The sequence below is a fragment of the Lentzea roselyniae genome, from assembly GCF_039537795.1.
In the GTDB taxonomy this organism is placed as follows: Bacteria; Actinomycetota; Actinomycetes; order Mycobacteriales; family Pseudonocardiaceae; genus Lentzea; species Lentzea atacamensis.
Genome location: NZ_BAABBE010000010.1, coordinates 20,241 through 44,124, shown reverse-complemented (window position 1 = coordinate 44,124; position 23,884 = coordinate 20,241). Strand labels below are relative to the sequence as shown.

The 23,884-nt window shown below is 69.1% G+C and carries 28 protein-coding genes and 1 pseudogene; 18 read left to right on the top strand and 11 right to left on the bottom strand.

Annotated elements, in window-relative coordinates; all coding sequences use genetic code 11:
- Positions 1–28: 28 nt before the first annotated feature.
- Positions 29–2,338 (bottom strand): ATP-binding protein, encoded by a 2,310-nt coding sequence (locus ABFX45_RS19175; RefSeq protein WP_346131533.1) that lies wholly within the window; start codon positions 2,336–2,338, stop codon positions 29–31.
- Positions 2,339–2,522: 184 nt separating this feature from the next.
- Between ABFX45_RS19175 and ABFX45_RS19170 the strand changes: the two genes are divergently transcribed.
- Both ABFX45_RS19170 and ABFX45_RS19165 read left to right on the top strand, forming a co-directional pair.
- A complete protein-coding gene (locus ABFX45_RS19170; protein ID WP_170154946.1) occupies positions 2,523–2,696 on the top strand; it encodes a DUF5999 family protein in 174 nt (57 codons plus the stop codon).
- 197 nt (positions 2,697–2,893) lie between these two features.
- Positions 2,894–3,031 (top strand): hypothetical protein, encoded by a 138-nt coding sequence (locus tag ABFX45_RS19165; protein WP_170166279.1) that lies wholly within the window; start codon positions 2,894–2,896, stop codon positions 3,029–3,031.
- 6 nt (positions 3,032–3,037) lie between these two features.
- Here the strand turns inward: ABFX45_RS19165 and ABFX45_RS19160 are convergent, their stop codons facing one another.
- Positions 3,038–3,667, bottom strand: a complete 630-nt coding sequence (locus ABFX45_RS19160; RefSeq protein WP_346131532.1) for a TetR family transcriptional regulator — start codon at positions 3,665–3,667, stop codon at positions 3,038–3,040.
- A 58-nt stretch (positions 3,668–3,725) separates the two neighbouring features.
- On the opposite strand from ABFX45_RS19160, the gene ABFX45_RS19155 reads away from it, so the two are divergent.
- A complete protein-coding gene (locus ABFX45_RS19155; protein WP_428834169.1) occupies positions 3,726–4,514 on the top strand; it encodes an SDR family oxidoreductase in 789 nt (262 codons plus the stop codon).
- A gap of 10 nt (positions 4,515–4,524) precedes the next feature.
- Positions 4,525–5,598, top strand: coding sequence for an NAD(P)H-dependent amine dehydrogenase family protein (locus tag ABFX45_RS19150; RefSeq protein WP_346131530.1), 1,074 nt, complete (start codon positions 4,525–4,527; stop codon positions 5,596–5,598).
- Between the two features lie 3 nt (positions 5,599–5,601).
- On the opposite strand, the gene ABFX45_RS19145 is transcribed toward ABFX45_RS19150, so the two are convergent.
- The 8 genes from ABFX45_RS19145 to ABFX45_RS19110 form a co-directional block, all read right to left on the bottom strand.
- On the bottom strand, positions 5,602–6,288 hold the full coding sequence (locus tag ABFX45_RS19145; protein ID WP_346131529.1) for a GvpL/GvpF family gas vesicle protein: 687 nt from the start codon (positions 6,286–6,288) through the stop codon (positions 5,602–5,604).
- Entirely contained in the window at positions 6,285–6,626 is a 342-nt protein-coding gene (gene gvpJ, locus ABFX45_RS19140; protein ID WP_109636863.1) for a gas vesicle protein GvpJ, read from the bottom strand. Before gvpJ (ABFX45_RS19140) ends, ABFX45_RS19145 begins: the two co-directional genes overlap by 4 nt.
- Positions 6,623–6,892, bottom strand: coding sequence for a gas vesicle protein K (locus ABFX45_RS19135; RefSeq protein ID WP_109636862.1), 270 nt, complete (start codon positions 6,890–6,892; stop codon positions 6,623–6,625). Before ABFX45_RS19135 ends, gvpJ (ABFX45_RS19140) begins: the two co-directional genes overlap by 4 nt.
- Positions 6,889–7,047, bottom strand: a complete 159-nt coding sequence (gvpJ, locus tag ABFX45_RS19130; RefSeq protein WP_109636861.1) for a gas vesicle protein GvpJ — start codon at positions 7,045–7,047, stop codon at positions 6,889–6,891. The genes ABFX45_RS19135 and gvpJ (ABFX45_RS19130) overlap by 4 nt, the downstream gene beginning before the upstream one ends.
- Positions 7,040–7,723 carry a GvpL/GvpF family gas vesicle protein gene (locus tag ABFX45_RS19125; RefSeq protein WP_346131528.1) on the bottom strand — a complete coding sequence of 228 codons (684 nt, stop codon included), beginning with the start codon at positions 7,721–7,723 and terminating at the stop codon, positions 7,040–7,042. Before ABFX45_RS19125 ends, gvpJ (ABFX45_RS19130) begins: the two co-directional genes overlap by 8 nt.
- Positions 7,720–8,022 carry a gas vesicle protein gene (locus ABFX45_RS19120; protein ID WP_112225262.1) on the bottom strand — a complete coding sequence of 101 codons (303 nt, stop codon included), beginning with the start codon at positions 8,020–8,022 and terminating at the stop codon, positions 7,720–7,722. The genes ABFX45_RS19125 and ABFX45_RS19120 overlap by 4 nt, the downstream gene beginning before the upstream one ends.
- Positions 8,023–8,037: 15 nt before the next feature.
- Positions 8,038–8,340, bottom strand: a complete 303-nt coding sequence (locus ABFX45_RS19115; protein ID WP_112225263.1) for a gas vesicle protein GvpO — start codon at positions 8,338–8,340, stop codon at positions 8,038–8,040.
- 288 nt (positions 8,341–8,628) lie between these two features.
- Complete coding sequence (locus ABFX45_RS19110) at positions 8,629–9,186, bottom strand: hypothetical protein (RefSeq protein WP_346131527.1); 558 nt, start codon at positions 9,184–9,186, stop codon at positions 8,629–8,631.
- 128 nt (positions 9,187–9,314) lie between these two features.
- Here ABFX45_RS19110 and ABFX45_RS19105 point away from each other — a divergent pair, with 128 nt between their 5' ends.
- From ABFX45_RS19105 to ABFX45_RS46855, 13 genes and pseudogenes are all read left to right on the top strand, one after another.
- Entirely contained in the window at positions 9,315–9,878 is a 564-nt protein-coding gene (locus tag ABFX45_RS19105) for a TetR/AcrR family transcriptional regulator (protein ID WP_109636856.1), read from the top strand.
- Between the two features lie 51 nt (positions 9,879–9,929).
- The gene (locus ABFX45_RS19100) at positions 9,930–10,415 is read left to right on the top strand and encodes a glutathione peroxidase (protein ID WP_109637088.1); all 486 of its coding nucleotides are present in this window, start codon (positions 9,930–9,932) and stop codon (positions 10,413–10,415) included.
- Between the two features lie 81 nt (positions 10,416–10,496).
- Complete coding sequence (locus ABFX45_RS19095; RefSeq protein ID WP_346131526.1) at positions 10,497–11,339, top strand: trypsin-like serine protease; 843 nt, start codon at positions 10,497–10,499, stop codon at positions 11,337–11,339.
- Between the two features lie 130 nt (positions 11,340–11,469).
- A complete protein-coding gene (gene ligD, locus ABFX45_RS19090) occupies positions 11,470–13,386 on the top strand; it encodes a DNA ligase D (RefSeq protein ID WP_346131695.1) in 1,917 nt (638 codons plus the stop codon).
- Positions 13,387–13,559: 173 nt separating this feature from the next.
- Entirely contained in the window at positions 13,560–14,417 is an 858-nt protein-coding gene (locus ABFX45_RS19085; protein ID WP_346131525.1) for a type I-G CRISPR-associated protein, Cas3-extension family, read from the top strand.
- A 257-nt stretch (positions 14,418–14,674) separates the two neighbouring features.
- Entirely contained in the window at positions 14,675–15,862 is a 1,188-nt protein-coding gene (locus tag ABFX45_RS19080) for a glycosyltransferase (RefSeq protein WP_346131524.1), read from the top strand.
- 45 nt (positions 15,863–15,907) lie between these two features.
- Positions 15,908–17,662 carry an aa3-type cytochrome oxidase subunit I gene (gene ctaD, locus ABFX45_RS19075; protein WP_346131523.1) on the top strand — a complete coding sequence of 585 codons (1,755 nt, stop codon included), beginning with the start codon at positions 15,908–15,910 and terminating at the stop codon, positions 17,660–17,662.
- A 3-nt stretch (positions 17,663–17,665) separates the two neighbouring features.
- The gene (locus ABFX45_RS19070) at positions 17,666–17,923 is read left to right on the top strand and encodes a DUF3040 domain-containing protein (protein WP_112228723.1); all 258 of its coding nucleotides are present in this window, start codon (positions 17,666–17,668) and stop codon (positions 17,921–17,923) included.
- 34 nt (positions 17,924–17,957) lie between these two features.
- Entirely contained in the window at positions 17,958–19,193 is a 1,236-nt protein-coding gene (locus ABFX45_RS19065; RefSeq protein WP_346131522.1) for a cytochrome P450, read from the top strand.
- Positions 19,194–19,237: 44 nt separating this feature from the next.
- Entirely contained in the window at positions 19,238–19,999 is a 762-nt protein-coding gene (locus tag ABFX45_RS19060; protein ID WP_346131521.1) for an alpha/beta hydrolase, read from the top strand.
- A 108-nt stretch (positions 20,000–20,107) separates the two neighbouring features.
- Complete coding sequence (locus tag ABFX45_RS19055) at positions 20,108–20,836, top strand: cysteine dioxygenase (protein WP_346131520.1); 729 nt, start codon at positions 20,108–20,110, stop codon at positions 20,834–20,836.
- Between the two features lie 49 nt (positions 20,837–20,885).
- Positions 20,886–21,736, top strand: a pseudogene (locus ABFX45_RS46860) (aminotransferase class I/II-fold pyridoxal phosphate-dependent enzyme); the annotation flags it as partial.
- Complete coding sequence (locus ABFX45_RS46855) at positions 21,710–22,354, top strand: Orn/Lys/Arg family decarboxylase (RefSeq protein WP_487047087.1); 645 nt, start codon at positions 21,710–21,712, stop codon at positions 22,352–22,354. The pseudogene ABFX45_RS46860 and the gene ABFX45_RS46855, both read left to right, overlap by 27 nt.
- A 378-nt stretch (positions 22,355–22,732) precedes the next feature.
- On the opposite strand, the gene ABFX45_RS19045 is transcribed toward ABFX45_RS46855, so the two are convergent.
- Complete coding sequence (locus tag ABFX45_RS19045; RefSeq protein WP_112228726.1) at positions 22,733–23,230, bottom strand: DUF1360 domain-containing protein; 498 nt, start codon at positions 23,228–23,230, stop codon at positions 22,733–22,735.
- An 87-nt stretch (positions 23,231–23,317) separates the two neighbouring features.
- Here ABFX45_RS19045 and ABFX45_RS19040 point away from each other — a divergent pair, with 87 nt between their 5' ends.
- Positions 23,318–23,884, top strand: a complete 567-nt coding sequence (locus ABFX45_RS19040) for a DUF2231 domain-containing protein (RefSeq protein ID WP_428834168.1) — start codon at positions 23,318–23,320, stop codon at positions 23,882–23,884.

Sequence of the window (23,884 nt, the reverse complement as noted above, 5' to 3'; positions counted from 1 at the left end):
GCAGCTCCCCGGCTGGTGATGAGGGGATCTACTGGCGTTGCGCGGCCACCCAGGTCGCGACCTGCACCCTGGACTTGAACCCCAGCTTCGTCAGGATGTTCTCGGTGTGGGTCTCCGCGGTCCGCACCGAGATCACCAGCCGGTCCGCGATCTCCCTGCTGGTCAGCCCTTCGGCGATGAGGCCGGCGATCTCCCGCTCGCGCCGCGTCAGCACGCTCGGCGGCTCCACCGGCGCGGCGGCCTCCGGCTCCTCGCCCAGGGAGTACGCCATGGCCTCGTCGATCGTCATCGACCGGCCGCGCCCGAACGCCTCGTCGAAACCCTTGTCGCCCAGTCGTTTCCGCCCGACGCGCTCGGCTTCCTCGTGGTAGGGGTACATGTGCTGGTAGGTGCGCAGCGGACGGGCCATGATCTCCCAGACGCGGTCCGCCGCGCCGAGCAGCGTCGCCGCCGGTTCCACGTGCCCGAGCGCGGCCTCGACCCACGACAGCGACTCCACGGACCAGCCGATGCCGGTGAGGTCGCGGATGTCGCGGCGCAGCCGGATGCTCTCCCGGTACAGCCCGGCGGCACGGTCGTGGTCACCCTGCGCCATCGCGAAGATGCCCATGCTCCAGAGCGCGTACGAGCGGTGGAAGCACTCGCCCGCGGGCTCGGTGATCCGCAGCCACTCCTCGTGGCAGGCGGTGGCGCGGGCGACGTCACCGGCGAGGCCCACGGCGCTGGAGTAGCTCACCATCAGGTCGAGGCGGCGCGGCACGTCGACGCCGGGTGCCAGCACCGCGATGCCCCGCTCCAAGACCGAGATCGCGGCCGGCAGGTCACCGCTGTACAGATCGACGCTGCCTTCCACCCAGCAGGCGAAGGCCGTGATGGCCGGGTCGTTCACGACCGCCTCGATGGTCCTCGCGTCGGCCAGGCGGCGCAGGCTGTCGTCGAACTGCCCGTCCGCCGCCGCCAGGCTGCCGTCGGTGAGCAGCGCCCTGGCCCGCTCGACGGACGGCGGGCTCGGCCGGTCGAGCGCACGGCCCAGCCACAGGCGGCCTTCCCTGGCCCAGCCGCGGCCCCACCAGTAGAAGTGGAACAGACCGGACAGCATCCGGAACGCGGCCTCCAGCTCCCCCGGTTCCTTGAGGCAGTAGTCCACGGCCGCCTGGACGTTGGCGTGCTCACGGTCCAGCCTGGCGAACCAGAACACCTGCCGGGAGCTCACCCAGTCGGCGTTGGCCTGGTCGATCAGCCCGAGGTGGAAGTCGCGGTGCCTGCGCAGGAGATCCGCGTGTTCACCCGCGCGGTCGAGCTGTTCCACACCGAACTCGCGGATGGTCTCCAGCATCCGGTAGCGCATCACGTCGCCGTGCTGGTCCGCGACCAGCACCGACTTGTCCAGCAACGAGGACACGGTGCTCAGCACTTCCTCGACGGCGAGCCCGGCACCGCAGCACACGTCTTCCGCGGCGTCGAGCTCGAACCCGCCGGCGAACACCGACAGCCGCGCCCACAGCAGCTTCTCCGCGTCCGAGCACAGGCCGTGGCTCCACTCGATGCACGACCGCAGCGTCTGCTGCCGGGCGGGGAGCACGCGCTGCCCCGCGGTGAGCGACTGGGGCTGGTCCAGCAGCCGGGCGAGGATGTCCTTCTCCGACAGCGCCCGCACCCGCGCCGCCGCCAGCTCGATCGCGAGCGGCAGGCCGTCCAGTCGTTGGCAGATCTCGGCCACCACGTCCCCGTTGGCGGAGTTCACGGTGAAGCCGAGCCGCACGGACGCCGCTCGTTCCGCGAACAGCGTCACCGCCTCCGACCCGTTCAGCTCCTGCTCGCCGAGCGGCCGTTCCAGGGCCGGGAGGGTGAGCGGTGGCACGGGCATGACTGCCTCGCCCGCGATGCCGAGGCACTCCCGGCTCGTCGAGAGGATTCGCAGCTCGTGACACGTCTGCAGCAGCGCGTGGGACAGTCCGGCGACCGCGTCCACGAGATGCTCGGAGTTGTCCAGCACCAGCAGCAGCCGGCGCGACGACAGGTAGTCGATCAGCATCTCGAGCGAGGTCCGGCCGGCCTCGCGCATGCCCACCGCCAGCGCCACGGCGTTCGCCACGAGCTCGGCGTCGCGCAGCTCGTCCAGCTCGACCAGCACGACCCCGTCCGGGAACGCCCGGTGCACGATGCGGCTCACCTCCAGGGCGAGGCGCGTCTTGCCGACTCCGCCCGGTCCGGTGAGGGTCACGAGGCGTGACGCGGACAACAGGCGCCTGACCTCGTCCACCTCACGCCGGCGGCCGACGAAGCTGCTCAGCTCCAGAGGAAGACCCGAAGTCCTCCTCCGGGCGACCGTGCCCATAACAACGCACGGTAGTGCCGTGGCCCCCGCGGCGCAGGGGGGAACCCACAACGGTTTGGAATCCGTAGCCTTCTACGTACTTCTCCCGATGTGTCCGCGGGGTGTCGCGAGCACCATTTCTCCATGTGGCCCGGACCACACGGGCTGGTGAAGAACCGGCCGCCGGGACACCAGGAGCGCAGCCATGTGCCAGCACCAGCCACAGTGCCCTGACGCGGCGGACCCGCGCGGCCCGTGGGCGGAGATCGCCGTCGCTCACCCCGAGCAGGGCTGGTACCTGCTCTGCAACGGGATCGTGCTGTTCGACGACGGAGGCCTGATGCTGCCCGATCACCGCGTCGTCGCTCCTGCCGCCTGATCTCGTTCGGGGCGGCCTGATTCGGTCGGCCGCTCTCAAACGTGCCCGGTGGTTCCCCCGATGCCGGTGTCGCCTCCCCCCGCTGACACCGACGCGCACCGGGCGGGTGGGGTGGACGGTCTGCTCGCCGCAGCGCGCCTCTGCGGTCGGACCGTCCGCCCCGCCGTCCACCCCCACGACTCCGGAGAGAACCCGCCATGACCATCGACTCGCCGCCGCAGCCGTGCCCGCGTTGCCTTCGCCCGACGGTGCTGGTCACCCACCGCCAAGGCCGCGAATGGCTGCACGTCGGCACGTGGCTCGCCCGGTGCGGGCGGGTCGTGCACGCCGGCTGAGAGGGCTCACGGCGACGCGGCGGTGGACACCGGCGCGGTGAGCAGTCCGATGAGCAGGTCGACCAGTTCCGCAGCGGATTGCGGGTCGTCCCGCGGTAGATCGTCCGCGCACACGGCCCGTTCGCGGTCGGCGAGCAGGGCGAACAGCACGGTGGGCAGGACGCGCAGCCGTCGGCGCCGGATCTCGGGTGGCAGGTCCCGCAGCGCGCGGTCCAGACGCATGATGATCAGCCGGACCGCGGCCCGCCCCGCTCGCCCGAGGTTGCTGTCCGCGGCCAGCGCCGGGTGAGTTCGGACCTGTTCGAGGAACCGGGCGTAGTGGGTGGCGCCGTGTTCGTACGGGACGGTCAGCATCGGCACGACCAACGCCGACACCAAGGCCCGCACGTCGTGCGTCTCGCCGGCCGCCTCGCTCTCGGTGAGCAGCTCCAGGCGGTGCTGCTCCAGGTCGGCGATGCGGTACTCGGCGACGGCGTCGATCAGCCCGTCCCTGGAGCCGAAGTGGTACTGGACCGCGGAGTTGTTGCGCTGCCCCGCGGCCTTCGCGATGTCGCGCAACGGCACCTCGACGCCGTGCTCGGCGATCAACCGCTCGGCGGCGACGATGATCCGCTCCCTGGCGTCCGCGCTGGCCACGGCATTACGTTAACACGCGCTTCTTGACTTTTAAGCACCAGCGCTTAACAGTGGCCGAGTGGTGACGGACATGTTCGGCTTGCCAGGCGCGGTCGCGGTGGTGACCGGAGCGGGACGGGGCATCGGCGCGGCATCGGCGGTGGCACTGGCCGAGGCGGGCGCGGACGTGGTGATCAGCGCACGTACCGCGGAGCAGCTCAACGAGGTCGCGGGCAGGATCGAGGTACTGGGGCGGCGGGCCGTCGTCGTGCCGGCAGATCTGTCCGATGTGGACGCTACGGCGGCGCTGGCGGACACGGCCGTCGAGCGGTTCGGGCGGCTGGACGTCGTGGTGAACAACGTCGGCGGCACGTTGCCGAACACGTTCCTGACGACAACGCCGGACTTCCTGGAAGACGCCTTCCACTTCAACGTGACCACCGCGCACGCCCTGACCTGCGCGGCGGTACCGCACATGCTCAAGAGCGGCGGCGGGTCGGTGGTCAACATCAGCTCTGTGATGGGCAGACTCGCCGGTCGCGGCTTCCTGGCCTACGGCACGGCGAAAGCGGCCCTGACGCACTACACGCACCTGGCCGCCACGGACCTCGCGCCGCGGATCAGGGTGAACGCGATCGACGTGGGCTCGGTCCACACCTCGGCTCTCGACGTGGTCGCCCGCGACGAGAAGATCAGGACCTCGATGGAACAGGCCACACCGTTGCGCCGGCTGGGACATCCCGACGAGGTCGCGGCAGCGGTGCTGTACCTGGCGTCGCGGGCCTCCGGCTACACCACGGGATCGGTGCTGCGGGTCGACGGCGGGATCGGCGCGCCCAACCTCGACTTCAACCTGCCGGATCTCTGAGGAGGCCCAGATGCGCGTGGTGCAGTGGAGCACGGGCAACGTCGGCAAGTGGGCGTTGCGGGGCATCATCGACCACCCCGAACTCGAGCTGGCCGGGGTGTGGGTGTCGGGCCCCGGCAAGGACGGCCGCGACGCGGGAGAGCTCGCCGGGGTGGACCCGGTCGGGATCCGCGCGACCACGGATGCCGGCCAGTTGATCGCGACGAAGCCGGACTGCGTGGTCTACACGGCGATGGCCGACAACCGGTTGACCGAGGCGATCGCCGACCTGTGCCTGCTGTTGCGGGCGGGCATCAACGTGGTGGCCAGCGGTCCGGTGTTCCTGTCCTACCCGGAGGGAACCGTGCCGCCCGAGCTGATCGAGCCGGTTCGCCAGGCCGCGATCGACGGCGGAAGTTCGTTGTGGGTCAACGGCATCGACCCCGGCTGGGCCAACGACTGGCTGCCACTGCTGCTGTCCGGCACGTGTCAGCGCATCGACCTCATCCGATGCTCGGAGATCACGGACTACTCCACCTACGACAATCCGTTGGTGTTGTTCGACATCATGGGCTTCGGTTCGGCGCCCGACCACACTCCCCTGCTGTTGCAGCCCGGCGTGCTCACTCTTGCCTGGGGCAGCGTGGTCCGCCAGCTGGCCGCCGCGCTGGACGTCGCGCTGGACTCGGTCGTCGAGGACCACGAGCGGTTCGCGGCTCCCGAGTCGTTCCCGGCCGCGGGCCGCACGATCGCCGAGGGCACGATGGCGGCGCTGCGGTTCACCGTCAGCGGCATGATCGCGGATCGGCCGGTGCTCGTGCTCGAGCACGTCACCCGCCTGCGGGCGGACCTCGCGCCGGACTGGCCGCAGCCGGTCGGCACCGGCTGCTACCGCGTGGAGATCGCCGGTGAACCCAACTACGTGGTCGACGTGCGGCTGACCGGTGGCGACGGCGACCACAACACCGCGGGCGTGGCGTCGACCGCCATGCGTCTGGTCAACGCCGTTCCCGCGGTCGTGGCCGCCCCACCCGGCCTGCTCACCGCACTCGACCTGCCCCTGACCACCGGACGCGGGCTCGTGGCCCGCGGCGCGAACGCCTGAGCCCTACCAGCCCCATCGGGACGACGGCCGCGTCTGTTGTTGTTTCAGGTCAAGGAAGTTGTACGCGGGCAACGGTCCGGTGCAAGTCGCCGTGACATCGGTGAACGCCGCCACCGCGGCGCGCACGGCCTCGATCTGGTCCAGAGGCAGAAGGTACGCACGGAGTTCCACGGTGTGTTCGGGTGCGGGAAGCAGCGCCGTCGACCGGGCCACCGCCGACACCGGTGCGAGCAGTGCTTCCGCCTCTTTCCGGCGCCACGCCACGATTTCCCGCGCGATCAGCTCGCCTCCTGCGAGGGTGTCCGTGCGGCGGCCCGTGAACGTGCGCTTCTCGTAGACCGCGCGCAACGCGGTGTCTTCGTCGAACGCCAGGCGCACGTGCAGCTCCGCCATGCCGTCGAGCTGGTCGAGATGGTGCCGCAGTGCCGGTGGGCCCAGTGCGAGCACCGCCGTGCGGGCGGCGGCCTCGTCCACCGCCGTGGTGCCGATGCGCAGTGGCAGCACCGGTCCGCCCGGCAGCAACGCGCACAACGCGGCCAGCTGGGCGACGGCCTCCTGCTCGGTCAGCGCGAGGCCGTCCGGCCGGTCGCTGACGACGACGGCGAGGTCCTCCAGCGCGACCAGCCGGAACGGTGATCCGTCCGGCAGCCGGTGCAATGCCCGCACAACGCCGTGCAGGTGCAGGCTCACGGCTGGGGTTCCTCCACCTGGACCGCGGCCGGCGTGACGACCGCGGGGGTGACCATGGCCGGGACCGCGGAGGCGAGCAGGCCGTAGGTACCGCCGATGCCCTGTGCCGCGGGTGGTGCCGCCGCGAGGCCCCGGCGGGTCACCTCCAGCCGTTGCATCGCTTCCAGGTACCGGATGTAGGTGTCGACGCTCGCGATCACGACCTTGATGTCGATGGCGAGGATCTCGATGCCGATCAGCGACACGCGCACCGACGCGTCGATCACGAGTCCCTTGTCCAGCAGGACGTTCAGCACGTCGGACAGGCCGCCGGTGTTCGGCACGGCAGGAGCGGTCACGATGATGCCCTCTCTTCGCGCAACAGGCTCGCGATGTCGACGGGAAGCCGGACACCTGAGGAGTCCGGTTCACCGAGTGCTTCGCGCAACGCCGCGAACTGGCGTTGCAGTGAGATCAGCGCCTGGCCGAGGTTTTCGGTCTCCTCGGCCGTGAGGGTGCCCGCGTCCACCCGGCGCAGCGCTTGACGCTCCAGCAGTTCACACACGATCTCCAGCACGGCCACGACGATCCGGCCGAGCCCTCTGCCCGCGTCCTGCGCGGTCACCGGTCACCGCCGATGCCGATCAGCAACAGCCTCAGGTCGAGCCGGATCAGCTCGACGCCCGCCAACGCGATGACCACGTCGCCACGCACGACCGCACCCCGGTGCACCACCCGGTCGAGCAGGTCGACGAGGCTCGCGGCGGTGTGCTCAGGCATCGGCGAACTCCACCTTCGTGAACGAGTACGGCGGCCAGGGCCCGGTGATCTCCACTCGCAGCCCCAGTTCCCCGGTCAGCCGGCGAACCTCGGCGTGGAAGTCCTCCTCGTCCTCGGTGCGCACCAGGTACGCCGCTTCGAGCAGGAGGTCGCCCGAGAGGTCGCGGCACGTGCTCTCGGCGGCTCGCTGCTCCAGTGCACGGTGCACGGCGGCAGCGCCACTCCGGACGGCATCGGTGGCGTTCAGCCGCTGCCTGCGCAGTGTCAGATAAGCCGTTCCCGACATCTCGTCCAGATTGATCGGCTCACGCTCGGGGGCTCGCACCCGGACGCCCCACTCGCGCCGCCCCTCGACCCGGTCCAGCCAGGCCGACGCCTCCTCGTGGCGAGCGCTGAGCAGTCGCATGGCGGCGTCGACACCGTCGAGGACGGTGCCGAACCGCAGTGGCAGCACCGGTTCGCGCTGGAACACCGCACGCACCACGGCGTCGTGGTAGCGGGCCAGCACCGCCAGCGGACTGTCCTCAGTGGGCTCGTCGAGCTCGAGCCCGGTGAACCGGTCGAGCTCGACCTCGGCCACGACGAGGGCGAGGCCCCGGTGGCCGATCAGCCACGGCCCGGCCAGGTCGAGCTGCCGATCTCTCGTGATCGCGTACGCGTACAGGCCGCGGCTCATGGTCGTTTCTCCTCCAGCGCCCGCTCCAGCACCGCGAGACGCTCACGCAGCTCGGCGTTCTCCGCGGCCAGCTCGTTCGCCGCGGCCCGCTCCACCGCCTTCGGGGCGAAGAACGGGTCGTCCGTCCACCAGTCCATGCCCATCTCCCTGGCGGTCTGCGCGGACGCGACGAACAACCTCACCCGCAACGTGAGCAGCTCGATGTCCACCACGCAGACCGCGATGTCCCCGACGATCACCACGCCCTTGTCCAGGACGCGTTCCAGCGTGTCGGCGAGAGAACTGGACCTGTTGTCCACTGTGGAACCGTCCCCTCACATGTCGGTCGTCCCGCGGGTGTAACGCCGGAGCCGCTCGCAGCCGAACAGCTCCCCCGTCGCGTCGACGTCGACGCGATAGGTGGACATGACGCTGGTCGTGGCCGGGATGCGTTCGAGCTCGAGCACGTCGACCAGCACCGACCAGCCGCCGTCCGGCAGCGCGCGTATCCCCGAAACGGCTTCCGGCGTCCTGCCGATCAGCGCACCGAACTGCTCCGTCGCGGCGCGAATGGCGAATGCGGCAGTGAGTTTCTCAGGTTTTCCGGATGGCGAACTTTCATTGAAGTCGTCAGCCACCCTCCTGATCTTAGGGAGATCGCACCGCACGTCGCGATAATGCGTGCACAGCAAGAATTGACATATTCACCAGAACTGTCGAACAAGTCGAATACTGCCCCGGCCGTTGCAACCGGGGAGACCAAAAGGCGCTGCCAGCTGCGGAAATTCAGCGGAGTCCACAATGCCAACTCCGGCGGACGGGGTGTGCGAATACCACCTTTGGAGCATGCGGACGAATCGGTGGATTCAGCCACCTATTGAGACACAGAATTTCAATGCAGCTGGCCGGGCGATTCCCGATCGGAATCACCGCGCCGAAGTTGACTTCGCCCGCAGGCGCAAGGCGGAGACGAGGAAGAAGATGCCGCCGAGAAGTGCGTAGCCGGCCAGGTTCACCAGCGTCGCACCGTCCTTTGCGGACTGGAGGATGAACGAAGTGCCCGCCAGGACGGAAATCCCGCCGCTGAGGATCATCGGCCACTGACCACCCAGGCCGCGCCGCAGAACACCGACGACGAGCTGGACGAGCCCCGACACGATCGCCCAGCTCCCCCAGACCCGCAGGACGCCGGGGATGCCGGACGAGGCGGCGAGGACGAGGCCGGTGGCGGCGAGCAGGCTGATCGCGATGTTCACGTAGAGGCCCGTGACCGCCTTCGTCTCCTTGGACGAGCGGAGGTCGACGATCGCCGCGGCCACGTCGAACACCGGGTACAGCACCAGCAGCGCGAGGCTCACGGCGCTGAGGCTCGACGCGGTCGCGACCAGCGAACCGGCCCACAACAGCGCGAAGGCGAACCGGACGAAGTACAGGCGCCTCAAGCCGAGTGCCACACCGGTCTCCGGAAGAGCAGCGGTGCTCATGAGTGTTCTCCCTCAGGTAGATAGAACGTTCAGTCTCTCTCTGAACCATGGCAGCCACCTGGCACCCTCGTCAAGACCGAACGTTCTATCTGCTAGCGTGGCCGTCGAGAAGGAGAGGTGGGGCGACGGTGTCCGAAGCACGATCGCGGCTGCTCACCACGGCGAGCCGGCTGTTCTACTCGGAGGGGCTGCACTCGGTCGGTGTCGACCGGATCATCTCCGAGGCGTCCGTGACCCGCGCGACCTTCTACCGGCACTTCCCGAGCAAGGAAGATCTCCTGGTCTCCTACCTGCGCCTCGCCGACGAGGCGATCCGCGCCCAGGTGGAGACGGCCCGCGCCGCCGCGCCCGACGCGGCCGGGGCGGTGCGGGCGGTCGCGGAGTCGATCGCCGGTGGCATCCGGTCGGACGGCTTCCGGGGATGTGCGTTTCTCAACGCCGCGGCGGAGTACCCCGATCCCGCGCACCCGGTGCACCAGGCGGTCCTCGCTCATCGGGAGTGGTTTCTGAGCACCGTCACCGACCTGCTGGCGCGGACGGGAGAGACAGCGGCCGAGCCCGCGGCGCGGCATTTCGTCATGCTGCGGGACGGAGCGATGGCGGCGGGATGCCTCACCGATCCTGAGCCGATCTGCGAGACGTTCCTGCGCGGCGTCGAGGGGATCCTGCGGTACCGAGCCACTCTCACCTGATCACCGCCCGTGCGCGTCGGCGATCATCCACGCGTGAACTACGTTGGTGGCATGGAGATCTACGACATCCCGGTCAGCACGCTCGCGGGTGAGCCGGGCAGCCTCGACGCGGTGCGGGGCAAGGTGCTGCTCATCGTCAACGTCGCCTCGCGCTGCGGCCTGACCCCTCAGTACGCGGGTCTGGAGCGGCTGCAGGAGAAGTACGCCGACGATGGCTTCTCCGTGATCGGCTTCCCGTGCAACCAGTTCGCGGGTCAGGAGCCGGGCACCTCGGAGGAGATCGCCACCTTCTGCTCGACGACCTACGGGGTGTCGTTCCCCCTGTACGAGAAGCTGGAGGTGAACGGGCCCGGTCGGCACGCGATCTACCAGGAGCTGGTGCGTCAGCCGGACGCGGAAGGCGTCGCCGGCGACGTGCAGTGGAACTTCGAGAAGTTCCTGGTCTCGCGCGACGGCGAGGTGCTGGGCCGGTTCCGGCCGAACGTCGAGCCAGAGGCGCCGGCGATCACCGAGGCGATCGAGGCGGCACTTCGATAGGTCATCTGTGAATGCTGTTGCCGCGGCGTGCGCGGAGGTTGAATCCGCGCACGCCGTCGAAAGGGCTTCAGCATGCGTTTGATGAGCACAGCCGCAGTTACCGCCACAGCTCTCCTGGTGTCCGCGCTGCCCGCGTCCGCGATCAACTCCTACAACGCCACTCCCGCGCCCGAGCGCACCGAGGTCGGTGCCCTCGTCGCGACCTGGGACAACGACGACAACCCGGCGACCCCGGACCGCGTCGACTGGGTCTGCAGCGGAACGATGATCGACGACGACACGTTCCTCACGGCCGCGCACTGCACCAGCGACTGGCCGGCGAACGTGAAGTTCTACGTGTCGCTGCACCAGGACGTGCAGACCGTGCTGGACAACGCCACGGGCACGCCGGCGCAGATCGCCGCGGCGGTCGCGGTGCCGGGCACCGCGCACAACCACCCCGCCTACCCCGGCCCGGCGGAGGACACGCACGACATCTCCGTGGTGCAGGTGTCCGCGCAGCAGATGAAGGCGCGGTGGAAGTTCACCCCGGCGACGCTGCCCACCGCGAACCGCCTGGGTGAGCTCGGACCGCAGGGGCTCAACGACACGCCCTGGCTGGTCGCCGGCTACGGCACGCAGGAGGCCCGCCGCGGTCCAGGCGGGCACACGCACCCCGGTGGCGGTGTCCGGATGAAGGCGCCGGTGACGTTCAACGCGCTGAACAACGCGTGGGCCCGGCTCGCCATGACGGCGCCGCAGGGCAACGGCGGCGCCTGCTACGGCGACTCCGGTGGCCCGAACTTCGCCACGATCGACGGCAGGCTGACCCTCGCCGCCACGACGATCACCGGTGACTCGCCGTGCTACGCCACGAACGTCGTCTACCGGCTGGACGGCCCCGGAGCGCGGGACTTCCTCCGCCCGTTCGTCACGCTGCCCTGAACGGCTGCGAGCTGAGCTGACGCGCGAAGTTAGGCCGATCGGGTTACCTTCTGATTCCTGGTGACTGGGCAACACGCCGGGAACGGAGGTCGCCGTGGCACCCGACTCCGTTCCCGCCTGGATCGACCCGATGCTCGCCAAGCCCGACGGAGGCCGGCTGCGCGAAGGTCCGCAGTGGGCGTACGAGTACAAGCTGGACGGCTACCGCGTGACGATGAGGATCGCCGCCGCCGGCACGACAGTGCTGACCAGCCGCAACGGCCTCGACCTCACCGCCGAGTTCGCCGACCTGACGGGCGTGCTCGCCGAGGCGCTGCACGGGCGCGCCGCGGTGCTCGACGGTGAGGTCGTGGTCTACAACGAAGCCGGCCAGATCGACTTCGGCCTGCTGCAGCAACGACGTGGGCGCTTCCAGAAACACCGCACCGCCCGGCGGACCGAGCCGTTCACCGACGTCCCGGTCCGCTTTCTGGTGTTCGACCTGCTGCTGCTCGACGGGCGGCTCCTCCTCGACGAGCCCTACGAGCAACGGCGCGCGCGGCTCAGCGAGCTGGCGATGCCCGACCCGTTCCGGGTGGCCGTGGTGCCGTCGTTCACCACCGCCGACCTCGCCGCCGAGCGGCTCACCCCACAACGCCTGCTCGAACGCGTGGCCGCCGAGGGGCACGAAGGGCTCGTCGCCAAGCGCCTCGACTCCCCCTACCTGCCCGGCAAGCGGCCGGACTTCTGGTGCAAGCACCCGCTGGTGCAGACGCGCGAGGTGATCGTCTGCGGCTGGCGGCCCGGCCAGAGCGGCTTCACCGGCACCGTCGGCGGGCTGCTGCTCGGTGCGCACGACCCGGACACCGGTGAGCTGGTCTACATCGGCGACGTCGGCACCGGCTTCACCCGCCGGGACCGCGACCAGCTCCGCGACCGGCTGGCACCGCTCGAACGCCCCCGCCACCCGTTCTCCGCCACTCCCCCGCGCGAGGACGTCGTGCGGGCCAGGTGGGTCGAGCCCGAACTGGTGGGCGAGGTGCGGTTCCGGCAGTTCACCCGCGGCGAGCACGGCCGCCTGCGCCACACCGCCTGGCGCGGCCTGCGCGCCGACCGCAGCCCCGCCGAGGTCGTCGCGCCACAGCCCGGCCGTTCACCCGCACCGGCCGAACCACCGGACATCGGCCGCCGCATCACCGTCAAGGCGGACGGACGCCGTCTGACCCTGTCCAACCTGGACAAGCCCCTGTACCCGGACGGCTTCACCAAGGGCGAGGTGATCGACTACTACACCCGCGTCGCCCCGGTGCTGCTGCCGCACCTGCGCGGCCGGCCGGTCACGTTCGTCCGCTTCCCCGACGGCGTGGGCAGGCAGGCGTTCTTCCAGAAGAACGCCGATGCCGGCGCACCGGACTGGCTGCCGATCGCCGCGCTGCCGAGCGGCGGCTCCCGGCGCGGCACCAACGCCGGCGAGATCATCCGCTACCCGCTGATCGAGGAGCTCGCCGCACTGGTGTGGGCGGCCAACCTCGCCGCCCTCGAACTGCACGTTCCACAGTGGAGGGTCGCTCCCGGTCCCGCCCGCGGACTGCCTGACCGGCTGGTGTTCGACTTGGACCCCGGCCCCGGCACGTCGATCGTGGAGTGCTGCCGGGTCGCCGAACGACTCCACACCGCCCTCACCGCCGACGGCCTGGCCCCCACGGCCAAAACCTCTGGCGGCAAAGGACTCCAGGTCTACGCCGCCATCACCACCGACGATCCGGGCTGGCCGTCCGCCTACGCGAAAGCGCTGGCCGAACGGTTCGCCGCGGAGACACCCGGCCTGGTGACCGCGAAGATGACCAAGGCACTGCGCACGGGCAAGGTGTTCATCGACTGGAGCCAGAACAACCCGGCCAAGACCACCGTCGCGCCCTACTCCCTGCGCGGCCGCGACCACCCGGCCGCCTCCGCCCCGGTCACCTGGGACGAGATCCGCGACTGCCAGCACGCGGAAGAGCTCGCCTTCACCGCGGACGACGTGCTCGACCGGGTGGCAGAGCACGGTGACCTGTTCGCCGTCTGAACAACGCTGGAAGTGCTTCGTCAGGTGCGGTAGGGGGCTTGACCGGCGGGGTGATCTTCTAGTGGGGTGACGCCGGGAGGAGTTGGCGCGAGCACAACCCGCTGTCGTGCACCAGCACAACGCTCCTGGAGATCGCGAACGGGTGGCACCACCACGGCGAGCGAGGGGGCGATGTGGGAAGACTGAATCGCGTTGATCTGCCCGGCCTGATTGGTCGCGAGCCCCTTGGTTTCTTGGCGACGATGGGACTCGAAGCCCAATTGTTGCACCAGGTCTACTTGAGCTGGGACCCGGCGGACGGTCATGCGATCCTGCACAGCGAGCGATATGCCACCATTGCCGATGTTGTCGCCGAGCTGAAGGATGCGCTGGCCACGGTCAAGTCGGGACAAGCAATTCCAGGCATCAAAGGGTTTCCAATCCCACGGAATCGCGGAATGGCAGACCCCTTACGCATCCGCCCGGACGAGTACCGCAAGGTGCGTGCGCGTCAGGAACACTCCGGCAGCTATTACTGGTTCGACAGCGTGGTGACCGACCGTGCGGTGGATGCCAATGGCTTCTGTGTTTTGAATCCTCTCGTCGGTATCCGTGGACGACAAACCGCCGGCAGCTTCTGGTACTACCCGATGATGGAAGTCAAGCGAGACCCGGAACGGCTTCTCACGGAAGCGCTGACGGGCTGGCGGAGAGTAGCAGGCGCGGAGGGATGGCTTCTTGATCACCGCGCGACCTATTCCTTCGAGCCCGCTCTGCGCGGCCCCGGTGGAAGTATGGCGGTGCCGGGTGCAACCTGGTTGGCCACCTTGGCGCTGCAGAGGTTCCGGTATCGACGTCGTAATGGCGTGGAGACCGGCCGGCCCGTGCTGCCGAACGGGTGGTTCCGCGTCGCCGATCGTGATGTGTTCGCATGGCCGATTTGGACGACACCGATTTCTGGAACCTGCCTGGTGCGGTCTGGAACGTCGGCTGGGGGTACGATGCCTGGAAATTCACGGCAAACCCTGATGGTTCAATCCGTGCTGAGATGACGCGGACTCACGGCATATCGGCACCCAACAACATCGACCATGTCGTCGACCTGAACATTCTCGACCTGTATGGTGCTGCGCGCTCGACGCAGGGTGTTCTCACTGCATGTGCACGCAATCTGACGGTTCCAGCATTGCCGGGAGGGTTTCAGAGCCGCTGACACGGGTAGCCTCGTCATTCACAGTAGCGAACGGTGACTCCGAGTTGACCAAGCAGCTCGCAACGTGCTTGTCGAACCTCATCAGCTGGAGTGATCATGAAGATCGCGATGGTGTCTGCCCACGCGAGCCCCCACGTCGCCGGGCTCTCTTCCGCCTTGAGCCGACACGGGCACGACGTGACGGTGTACACCCGCAAGGACGACCCGGACCTGCCCAGCCGGGTGCGCACCGATCGCGGTTACGAGGTGGTGCATGTATCCGCCGGGCCGGCGTCGCCGCTCGCGGATGAGGACTCCTTGCCCCACACCGGCGCCTTCATCTCGCTCCTGCTTCAGGAATGGGCAGCGTCTCCGCCAGACGTGGTGCACGGGCACGGGTGGATGTCCGGCATGGTCAGCGTGCTCGGCGGGCAGCGGGTTCGAGTTCCGGTGGTGCAGACGTTCCATTCGCTGGCGGCGGTCGAGCGGCGTCATCACGTCAGCGACACGGACCCTGAAGAACGCGGCCGGATCGAAGTACTCGTCGGGAAGGAGGCCGCGCACGTCGCGGCGATCAGTTCGGACGAGATGGCCGAGCTGATCAAGGCAGGAGTGGGCAGGCGGAAGATCTCCGTCATTCCGAGCGGCGTCGACATCGACAGGTTCACACCCGAAGGCACCCTCGCAGGACGCGGCCGGCTGCATCGCGTGCTCACCACGGCACCGCTGCTGCGGTACGCGGATGTCGAGCCCGTCATCACGGCGTTCTCCAGTCTCGACGGCACCGAGCTGGTAGTCGCTGGTCGTCCTGGAAGTGGACGACTGCACGACGATCCAGAACTCACGAAGCTGCGGGAACACGCTGAACACCTCGGTGTCGGAGACAGGGTCGTGTTCGCCGGCGCGGTTGCGCGCTCGGCCATGCCCGCTCTGTTGCGATCGGCCGACGTTGTCGCCTGCGCACCGTTGTACGAACCGTCTGGTGCGGTCGCGATCGAGGCGATGGCGTGCGGGGTGCCGGTCGTCGCCACCGCAGTCGGAGCGTTGGCTGATGTCGTTGTGAACGGTGTGACGGGCCTGCTCGTGCCGCCAGGAGAACCAGAAAGCCTGGCACGGGCGCTGCGCTCGCTCGTGCTGGACGACACGCTGCGCAACGAGTTCGCGGTGGCGGGCCGGGATCGCGCCACCGCACGGTATTCCTGGAGTCGCGTTGCCGAGGACGTCCTGCGTGCTTACACACTGGCCGGTGCTGATTCGTCCGGACGGATGCGCCCTGCGGAGTGTGACGTGGATTCTGCGGGGTAGCCCGGGCGCTGCGCGGCGCGTGCCGTGCGGTGCCGAAGGGGGATCATGACCACGCTGAAACCCACACCGGTCGTCCCGCTCCCGACGAGGGCCGCTCGGGGCCGCAAGGGCGCCGCCTTGCTGAAGCTGCTGAACACCACCGATCACAAGCTGATCGGGATCATGTACATGGTCACGTCGTTCGGCTTCTTCATGATCGGCGGCGTGATGGCGCTGCTGATGCGTGGTGAGCTCGCGCGGCCGGGTCTGCAGTTCCTGTCCAACGAGCAGTACAACCAGCTGTTCACCATGCACGGCACAGTGATGCTGTTGCTGTACGCGACGCCGATCGTGTTCGGATTCGCCAACTTCGTGGTGCCGTTGCAGATCGGATCCCCCGACGTGGCGTTCCCGCGCCTGAACGCCTTCTCGTACTGGCTGTTCCTGTTCGGCGGCCTGATCGTCGTCTGCTCGTTCATGACCCCGGCCGGCGCGGCAGACTTCGGCTGGACCGCCTACACACCGCTGTCGAGCGCGCGACACTCCCCCGGCATCGGCGGCGACCTGTGGATCTCCGGGCTCGTGGTCGGCGGTCTCGGCACCATCCTCGGCGCGGTCAACATGATCACCACCATCGTCTGCCTGCGGGCACCGGGCATGACCGCGTTCCGGATGCCGATCTTCACCTGGAACATCCTGGTCACGTCGATACTCGTGCTGCTGGCGTTCCCGATCCTCACCGCGGCGCTGCTCGGGCTGCTCGCCGACCGCCACTTCGGCGCGCACGTGTTCGATCCGGCCAACGGCGGCGTGATCCTGTGGCAGCACCTGTTCTGGTTCTTCGGCCATCCGGAGGTCTACATCGTCGCGTTGCCGTTCTTCGGGATCGTGTCGGAGATCTTCCCGGTGTTCAGCCGCAAACCGCTGTTCGGCTACAAGGGCCTGGTGTACGCGACGATCGCGATCGCGCTCTACTCCGTGGTGGTGTGGGCGCACCACATGTACGCCACCGGCGCCGTGCTGCTGCTGTTTTTCTCCGCCACCACGTTCATCATCGCCATCCCGACCGGCATCAAGTTCTTCAACTGGATCGGCACGATGTGGAAAGGACAGCTGACGTTCGAGACACCGATGCTGTTCAGCATCGGCTTCATCGTCACGTTCCTGTTCGGCGGCCTGTCCGGCATCCTGCTCGCCTCACCGCCGCTGGACTTCCACGTCACCGACACCTACTTCGTCGTCGCCCACTTCCACTACGTGCTGTTCGGCACCATCGTGTTCGCCACCTACGCCGGCATCTACTTCTGGTTCCCCAAGATCACCGGCCGGATGATGAACGAGCCGCTGGGCAAGCTGCACTTCTGGACCACGTTCATCGGCTTCCACGGCACGTTCCTGGTCCACCACTGGCTAGGCAACCAGGGCATGCCCCGCCGCTACGCCGACTACCTCGCGTCCGACAACTTCACGTTCCTCAACACGATCTCCACCATCGGCTCCTTCGTACTCGGGCTGTCGGTGCTTCCGTTCGTGTACAACGTCTTCCGCAGTCGCCTGTACGGCGAGCCCGCTCGGAGCGACGACCCGTGGGGCTTCGGCAACTCGCTGGAGTGGGCCACCACGTCTCCCCCGCCCCGGCACAACTTCCACGAGCTGCCCAGGATCCGGTCCGAGCGCCCCGCGTTCGAACTGCACTACCCGCACATGGTCGAACGGATGCGCGACGAGTCGCACGTGTCCATCACGAAACGCGGACCCGCCGGCGTCGACAAGACCACCGAAGAGGTGCTCGCCCCGACCGACCGCGAAACGAAGCACTGAGCCGTGGACGCCGCGCACGAACGCCACGAGCTCCGCCGGATCGAGCGCTGGCTGGCGGTCAACGATCCCGGACTGGCCGCGGCGCTCAGCGCACCGGGTGCCGAGCCGCGGCGGCTCAACCGTCGGCCGGTTCGGTTCACCGTCGACCTGCTCGGTGCGACGTGCGTGGTGATCGGCGCGGCCACCGGCGTGCTCACGTTCGTCTTCGTCGGTGTGGTGGTCCTCATGGTCGGCGCGTGTCTGCACACGACTCGCGTTTGAAGCGCAACGAAGTGGGCACAGGCACGGTATGGGAATGCGAGATCATCGTGGAGACCAGTCGTTGCGGCTCCTGATGGAGGGCTACGCCTGGCTGCCAGGTCTGCGGCGCAGCACCGGCAGCGATGTGGTGCGGACACGCGTGATGGGTCAGCCCGCACTCGGGTTGTGCGGACCGGAAGCCGCGCAGTTCTTCTACGACGAGAAGCACGTGCAACGGCACGGCGCGATCCCCGGCCCGGTGCTGAGCACGCTGTTCGGTCACGGTGCCGTGCACACGCTCGACGGCGACGCGCACCGGCAGCGCAAGAGCTTGTTCCTGTCACTGGTGACGCGGGAATCGACTGCCTCACTGGTCTCCTGCGTGGCCGCCGCGTGGGAGGACACCGTCGTCGGGTGGCCCGAGGGCCGCGAGGTCGTGCTGTTCGACGAGGCGAGCCGGGCGCTGACCGCGGGCGTTCGCCGGTGGGCCGGCATACCCGTGGAAACCCACGAGGTGGCCGCGCTGGCAGCCGATCTGGTGGCGATGGTCGACGGGTTCGCCACGGCCGGTCCCCGGCACTGGCGAGCCCGGAAAGCCCGCAAACGCCGTGAGGCGTGGCTCGCTGCGCTGGTGCGACAGGTGCGCGACAACGAGCTCGGCACACCGCAGGGGGCAGCCCTCGATGTCGTTGCCCGGCATCGCGATGCGGACGGCGAGCTGCTCGACCCGCACACCGCGGCGGTGGAGCTGCTGAACGTGATCCGGCCGACCGTGGCGGTGTGCTGGTTCGTCGCCTATGCCGGACACGCGCTGCACCGCTGGCCGCAGCACCGCGAACCGCTGCGCGCGGGCGGTGACTTCGCTGTCGCGTTCGCGCACGAGCTGCGCCGGTTCTACCCGTTCGCACCGTTCCTCGGAGGCCGCGCCACCCACGACCTGACGTGGCAGGGCGAGCACGTGCCAGAGGGATCCCTCGTCCTGCTGGACCTGTACGGCCAGAACCACGACAGTCGCTTGTGGACGGATCCGTACCGGTTCGACCCGCAGCGGTTCGTCGACCGCGAGATCGGCGCGTGGGACCTCGTGCCGCAGGGTGCCGGTGATCCGCACACCGGGCACCGCTGCCCCGGCGAACCGTTCACCGTCGCACTGCTCGCCGAGTTGTCCACCCGCCTGGCCGGCCTGGACCACGACGTGCCCGACCAGGACCTCACCATCTCGCTGAGCCGGATTCCGGCACGCCCACGCAGCGGCTTCCGGCTCATTCCCGCGACGGCACGCCAAACGTGACTCTGCTCCGCGTTTGTCTCCGCTCTGCCGGGCTAAACAGAACGATGAGTGCTGTTGGACAACTGCGATCACTGGCACGCGAAAACGTCGCCGTCGCCGCTCTCACGATCCCCCGCCTGCTGCGCCATTCGGTGTGGCGCGACGTGAATCCTCACGAAGGCGCGGGCCTGGGCGTCGTCCTGGTGCCCGGATTCGGCGCGAGCGACTTCAGCCTCACCTTGGCCACCACCTGGCTGCGAGACCGCGGCTACCTGCCGGTCGGCGCCGGCGTCGGGTTCAACGTGGGCTGCACCTCCGAACTGGTCGACCGCATCGAACAACGCCTGGAGGAACACGCCGAGGCCACCGGCGGCCCGGTCGTGCTGCTGGGCCAGAGCCGCGGCGGTGGACTCGCCCGGCTGGCCGCTGTTCGCCGCCCCGACCTCGTGCGCGGCCTGGTGATGCTGGGCAGCCCGGTGCTCGACCCGATGGGCGCCCACCCACACGTGCTGCTCGCCGCCAGGGCCCTGGCGGGGTTGTCCGCGATCGGCGTGCCCGGTCTGATGGACAACGACTGCCTCTCGGGCACCTGCTTCGAGGACAACGTCGCCGCGGCCACCGCGCCGCTGGAGATCCCTGCAGTGTCGGTGTACTCCAAGTCGGACGGAATCGTGCCGTGGCGGCTGAGCCTCGACCCGTCCGCCGAGCACGTCGAGGTGCACAGCACCCACACCGGCATGGGACTGGACCCGGACGTGTACCTCGCGCTGCGGCCGCGCCTGGCCGCCTGGGCCGCGGAAAGGTTCGACCTGCGCGATGTCGGCTGACGAACGGCTTCTCCGGACGGCCGAAGAGGTCTTCGGCTGGACCGAACTGTGCCCCGAGCTGCGCGGCGTGCGGCACGTCCGGTGTGGACACCTCTGATCCCGGCGACGATGCCCGGGGAGAAGGTCGATGACTTCGGTGCGCAGACATCGATGGGACGTGCCGTGCAACCCGCCGAGCTGCCACCGGTCGTCGTCTTCTTCGCCTCGCAGGAGTCCAGCTACATCACCGGCGAGGTCCTCGGCGTAACCGGCGGCCAGCTGCTCACATGGCGCGCGTTTACCCGCCCTTCGCCGGGCAATCCAGCTGCCATGCCAGCTGACCTGCCCTTCGAGGCACCACGAAGCCGTCTGTCGCCGGAGGAGCTGGCGGACATTGCCAAGGCCGTCGCGAACCAGCCCGCACTCTGGGAGGACGGACTGCGACAGACCACAGCGGAACGCACCTATTCCGAGGTGTTCACCAACGAGCACCTCGGAGTGTGGGCCATCTCCTGGATGGCCGACGGTCACGACACCGGGTTCCACGACCACGACCGGTCCTGCGGCGCGGTCCACGTCGTCAGCGGCTGCATCCGCCACGAACACCTGCGGCTCGGCGCGCGTCCCACGGGAACGGCGGTGGACGCCGGCGGGACGTTCTGCTTCGACGACACCTTCATCCACCGCATGCGTCGTGAACCCGGCGCCGGACCGACGATCACCATCCACGCCTACTCCCCGCCACTGGTCCAAACCGGCCAGTACGGCGAGAACCACGACGGTCTGCTGCACCGCACCCCGACCGACGCCGAAGAGCAGCTCAAACCCCACGGACACCAAGGCACCCCGACCGGCTGAAGCGTTCTGCGATCTGGTTTTGCGCTCCTCCTCCTGGCAACTCTCCTATATGGACCAGAACAGGGCACCGGTGCTGGAGGCGTTGCAGGCGTTCCGCGAGTGCGGTTACACACCGTTCAACCCGCCCGGCCACCGCCAGGGCCGCAGCGCGGACCCCCGCGTGCTGGAGATCCTCGGTGAAGCCGTGTACGCCGCCGACATCATCTCCGTCAACGGCTTGGACGACCGGCTCAACCGCCAGGGTGTCATCGAGCAGGCCCAGCAGCTGATGGCCGAGGCGGTCGGCGCCGAGCAGGCGTTCTTCTCCACCTGCGGCAGTTCGCTGTCGGTCAAGAGCGCCATGCTGTCGGTCGCCGGCCCGCACGAGAAGCTCATCGTGCCCCGCCACGCCCACAAGTCGGTCACCCGGCCCTCATCCTCAGCGGCGTCTGCCCGGTGTGGCTGTCCCCGCACTGGGACGCCGAACGCCACCTGTCCCACCCACCAGGCCCCGACGAGGTCCGGGAGCTGTTCAAGGCAGAGCCCGAGGCCAAGGGCATGCTGCTCGTGACGCCCAACGACTACGGCACGTGCGGGGACATCCAGGCCATCGCCGAGGTGTGCCACGAGTTCGGCAAGCCGCTCATCGTCGACGAGGCGTGGGGCGCGCACCTGCCGTTCCACCCCGACCTGCCGCCGTGGGGCATGGACGCCGACGCCGACGTCGTCGTGACCAGCGTGCACAAGTCCGGTGCCGCGGTGGAGCAGAGCTCGGTGTTCCACCTGCAAGGTGACCTCGTGGACCCGAACGTGCTCAAGGCCCGCGAGGACCTGCTGGCCACCACGAGCCCCACGTCCCTCGTCTACGCCACCCTCGACGGCTGGCTGCGGCACATGGTCCAGCACGGCAAGGAACTGCTCACCGCGACCCTCGCACTGGCCCACTCCACCCGCGCCGCGATCAACGACCTGACCGGCCTGCGCGTGATGGGCGAGGCCGAGTTCCTCGGGGAGGAGCTGGCGAAGTCGCCCGACCCTCTCAAGATGGTCATCGACGTGTCCGCCCTGGACATCAGCGGCTACCAGGCCACCGACTGGCTGCGCGAACACCAGCGCGTCACCCTCGGCCTGTCCGACCACAGGCGCGTCGTCGCCCAGTTCACCCACGCCGACGACCACCGCACCGCAGGCATCCTGCTCGACGCACTCAGTGCTCTGGTCAAGGCCGCAGACGACTTCGAGACACCGCCACCGGTGGACCTGCCCTCATCGGACGAACTGCAGCTCGAGACGGTGATGCTGCCCCGCGACGCGTTCTTCGCCGAGGTCGAGCAGGTCGACGCGGACCAGGCCGTCGGGCGGATCAGCGCCGAGATGGTCACGCCGTACCCGCCCGGCGCGCCTGCTGTGCTGCCGGGTGAGGTGATCACCAAGGAGGTCGTCGACTACGTCCGCAGCGGCCTGAACGCCGGGATGGAACTGCCCGACCCGGCCGACTCGGAGCTGAAGAGCTTCCGGGTCGTGGCTCGGAAGCCGTGAATGTACGCGGATGACCTGGTGCGGCCGTGGTGGGACGCGCTGCACGTCGACATGCCGCTGTTCGACGTCCACACCCATGTGGGGAATGCACGATCCCAGCGGTTTCCGCCCCCTTCGGGGAGCTGACGGAGCAACTGTCCACAGTAGACGCGGACGCGGCGGTGTTCGCGATGACCGAACCCGAGGGCTATCAGGCCGCGAACGACGCGATGCTGGACGCCAGAGCGGTCTTCGACTCCGTGCGCGGCCTGCTCGGCCTTTACGAGCAACACGCCCCGCACCTCGACACCGGCAACGAGTACGCCGTCGGCTGGGACCTCATCGCCACCGTGGCCCTGATCGCCCGTACTCCCCGGCCCTCCGCTGCCCGCGACGTGATCACTTCTTCGCGGCGTCGTAGCCGACGTGCAGCCAATCTGAAGCGGCGACAGCGGACAGGGCGGTCATGACCAGACGGGTGGCCCTCGGCGCGAGCACCAGTCCCGCGGTGAACGCACTCGCCATCCAGACACCCGAACAGAACGGGCACGTCATGAGCTCACCCACCGCGTGCCGCACGCCGTGACCGCGCACGGTCTCTTTGACCTCGGCCACACCGGCGGGCTCCTCGTACCGGGTGAACGGTGCGCGCAGCACGCTGGTGATCGACGACTTGGTGACTAGCCTGCTCGCCTTGTGGGTGGCCAGCGCCAGCAGGGCCGTGTCCCCGACCGAGAACCGCTCCGGCAGCCGAGTCCCCCGATGCCGGCCGACAGCCGTGGCGGCGCCTGCGAGAGCACCGTACGAGCACAGCGATGCCAGATATCCGAGCAGCGGCCGTCGTTCACCATCCGCGTAGGCGCGCTGGACACTCTCGAAGGACTCCGCGATCGACATGGCTGAGGTGTTGCCATCGCGGGTGCGTCCAAACCACCGGGATGGGCGACGCGCGGCGGGGTATCCGCAGCCATGAACCTTCATGACGTGCTGCGAACCGCGGAGAACCTCCGTGCCGCTGACCGGCCGGCAGCCGCAGTGGCGACGGCGGCTCGGCGTCTGCTGCGGTCGTCACGCCTGCGCGAGGTGCTGCGCGGATCGTGGCTCGGCCATCCGCTGCACCCCCTGATCATCACCGTGCCCATCGGAGCCTGGGTGTGCGCGTCGGCGCTGGACGTTCGAGCAGGCAACGAGGACGCGGCCCGCCGCCTCACCGGCATCGGTCTGGCAGCGGCACCACCGACCGTCCTCTTGGGACTGGCGGACTACGACGGGCTGGGGCCGCGGCAGCAACGCGTCGGGGTGGTGCACGCGGCCGCGAACACCGCCGCGTTGGCCTGCTTCACCGCGTCCTACGCCGCACGACGACGCGAGGCCCATACCGAGGGGAAGCTGCTGAGCCTGCTCGGACTGGCGGCGCTGGGCGTCGGCGGCGCGCTCGGCGGCCACCTCTCCTACGCCCAGGGCGCCGGAGTGTTCCGCTGGCAGCGCCCCGCGGAGGACAGCAACGTGCACCCGTTCGAGGCGCGCCGATCCACCCGGCAGGTCCGTTGA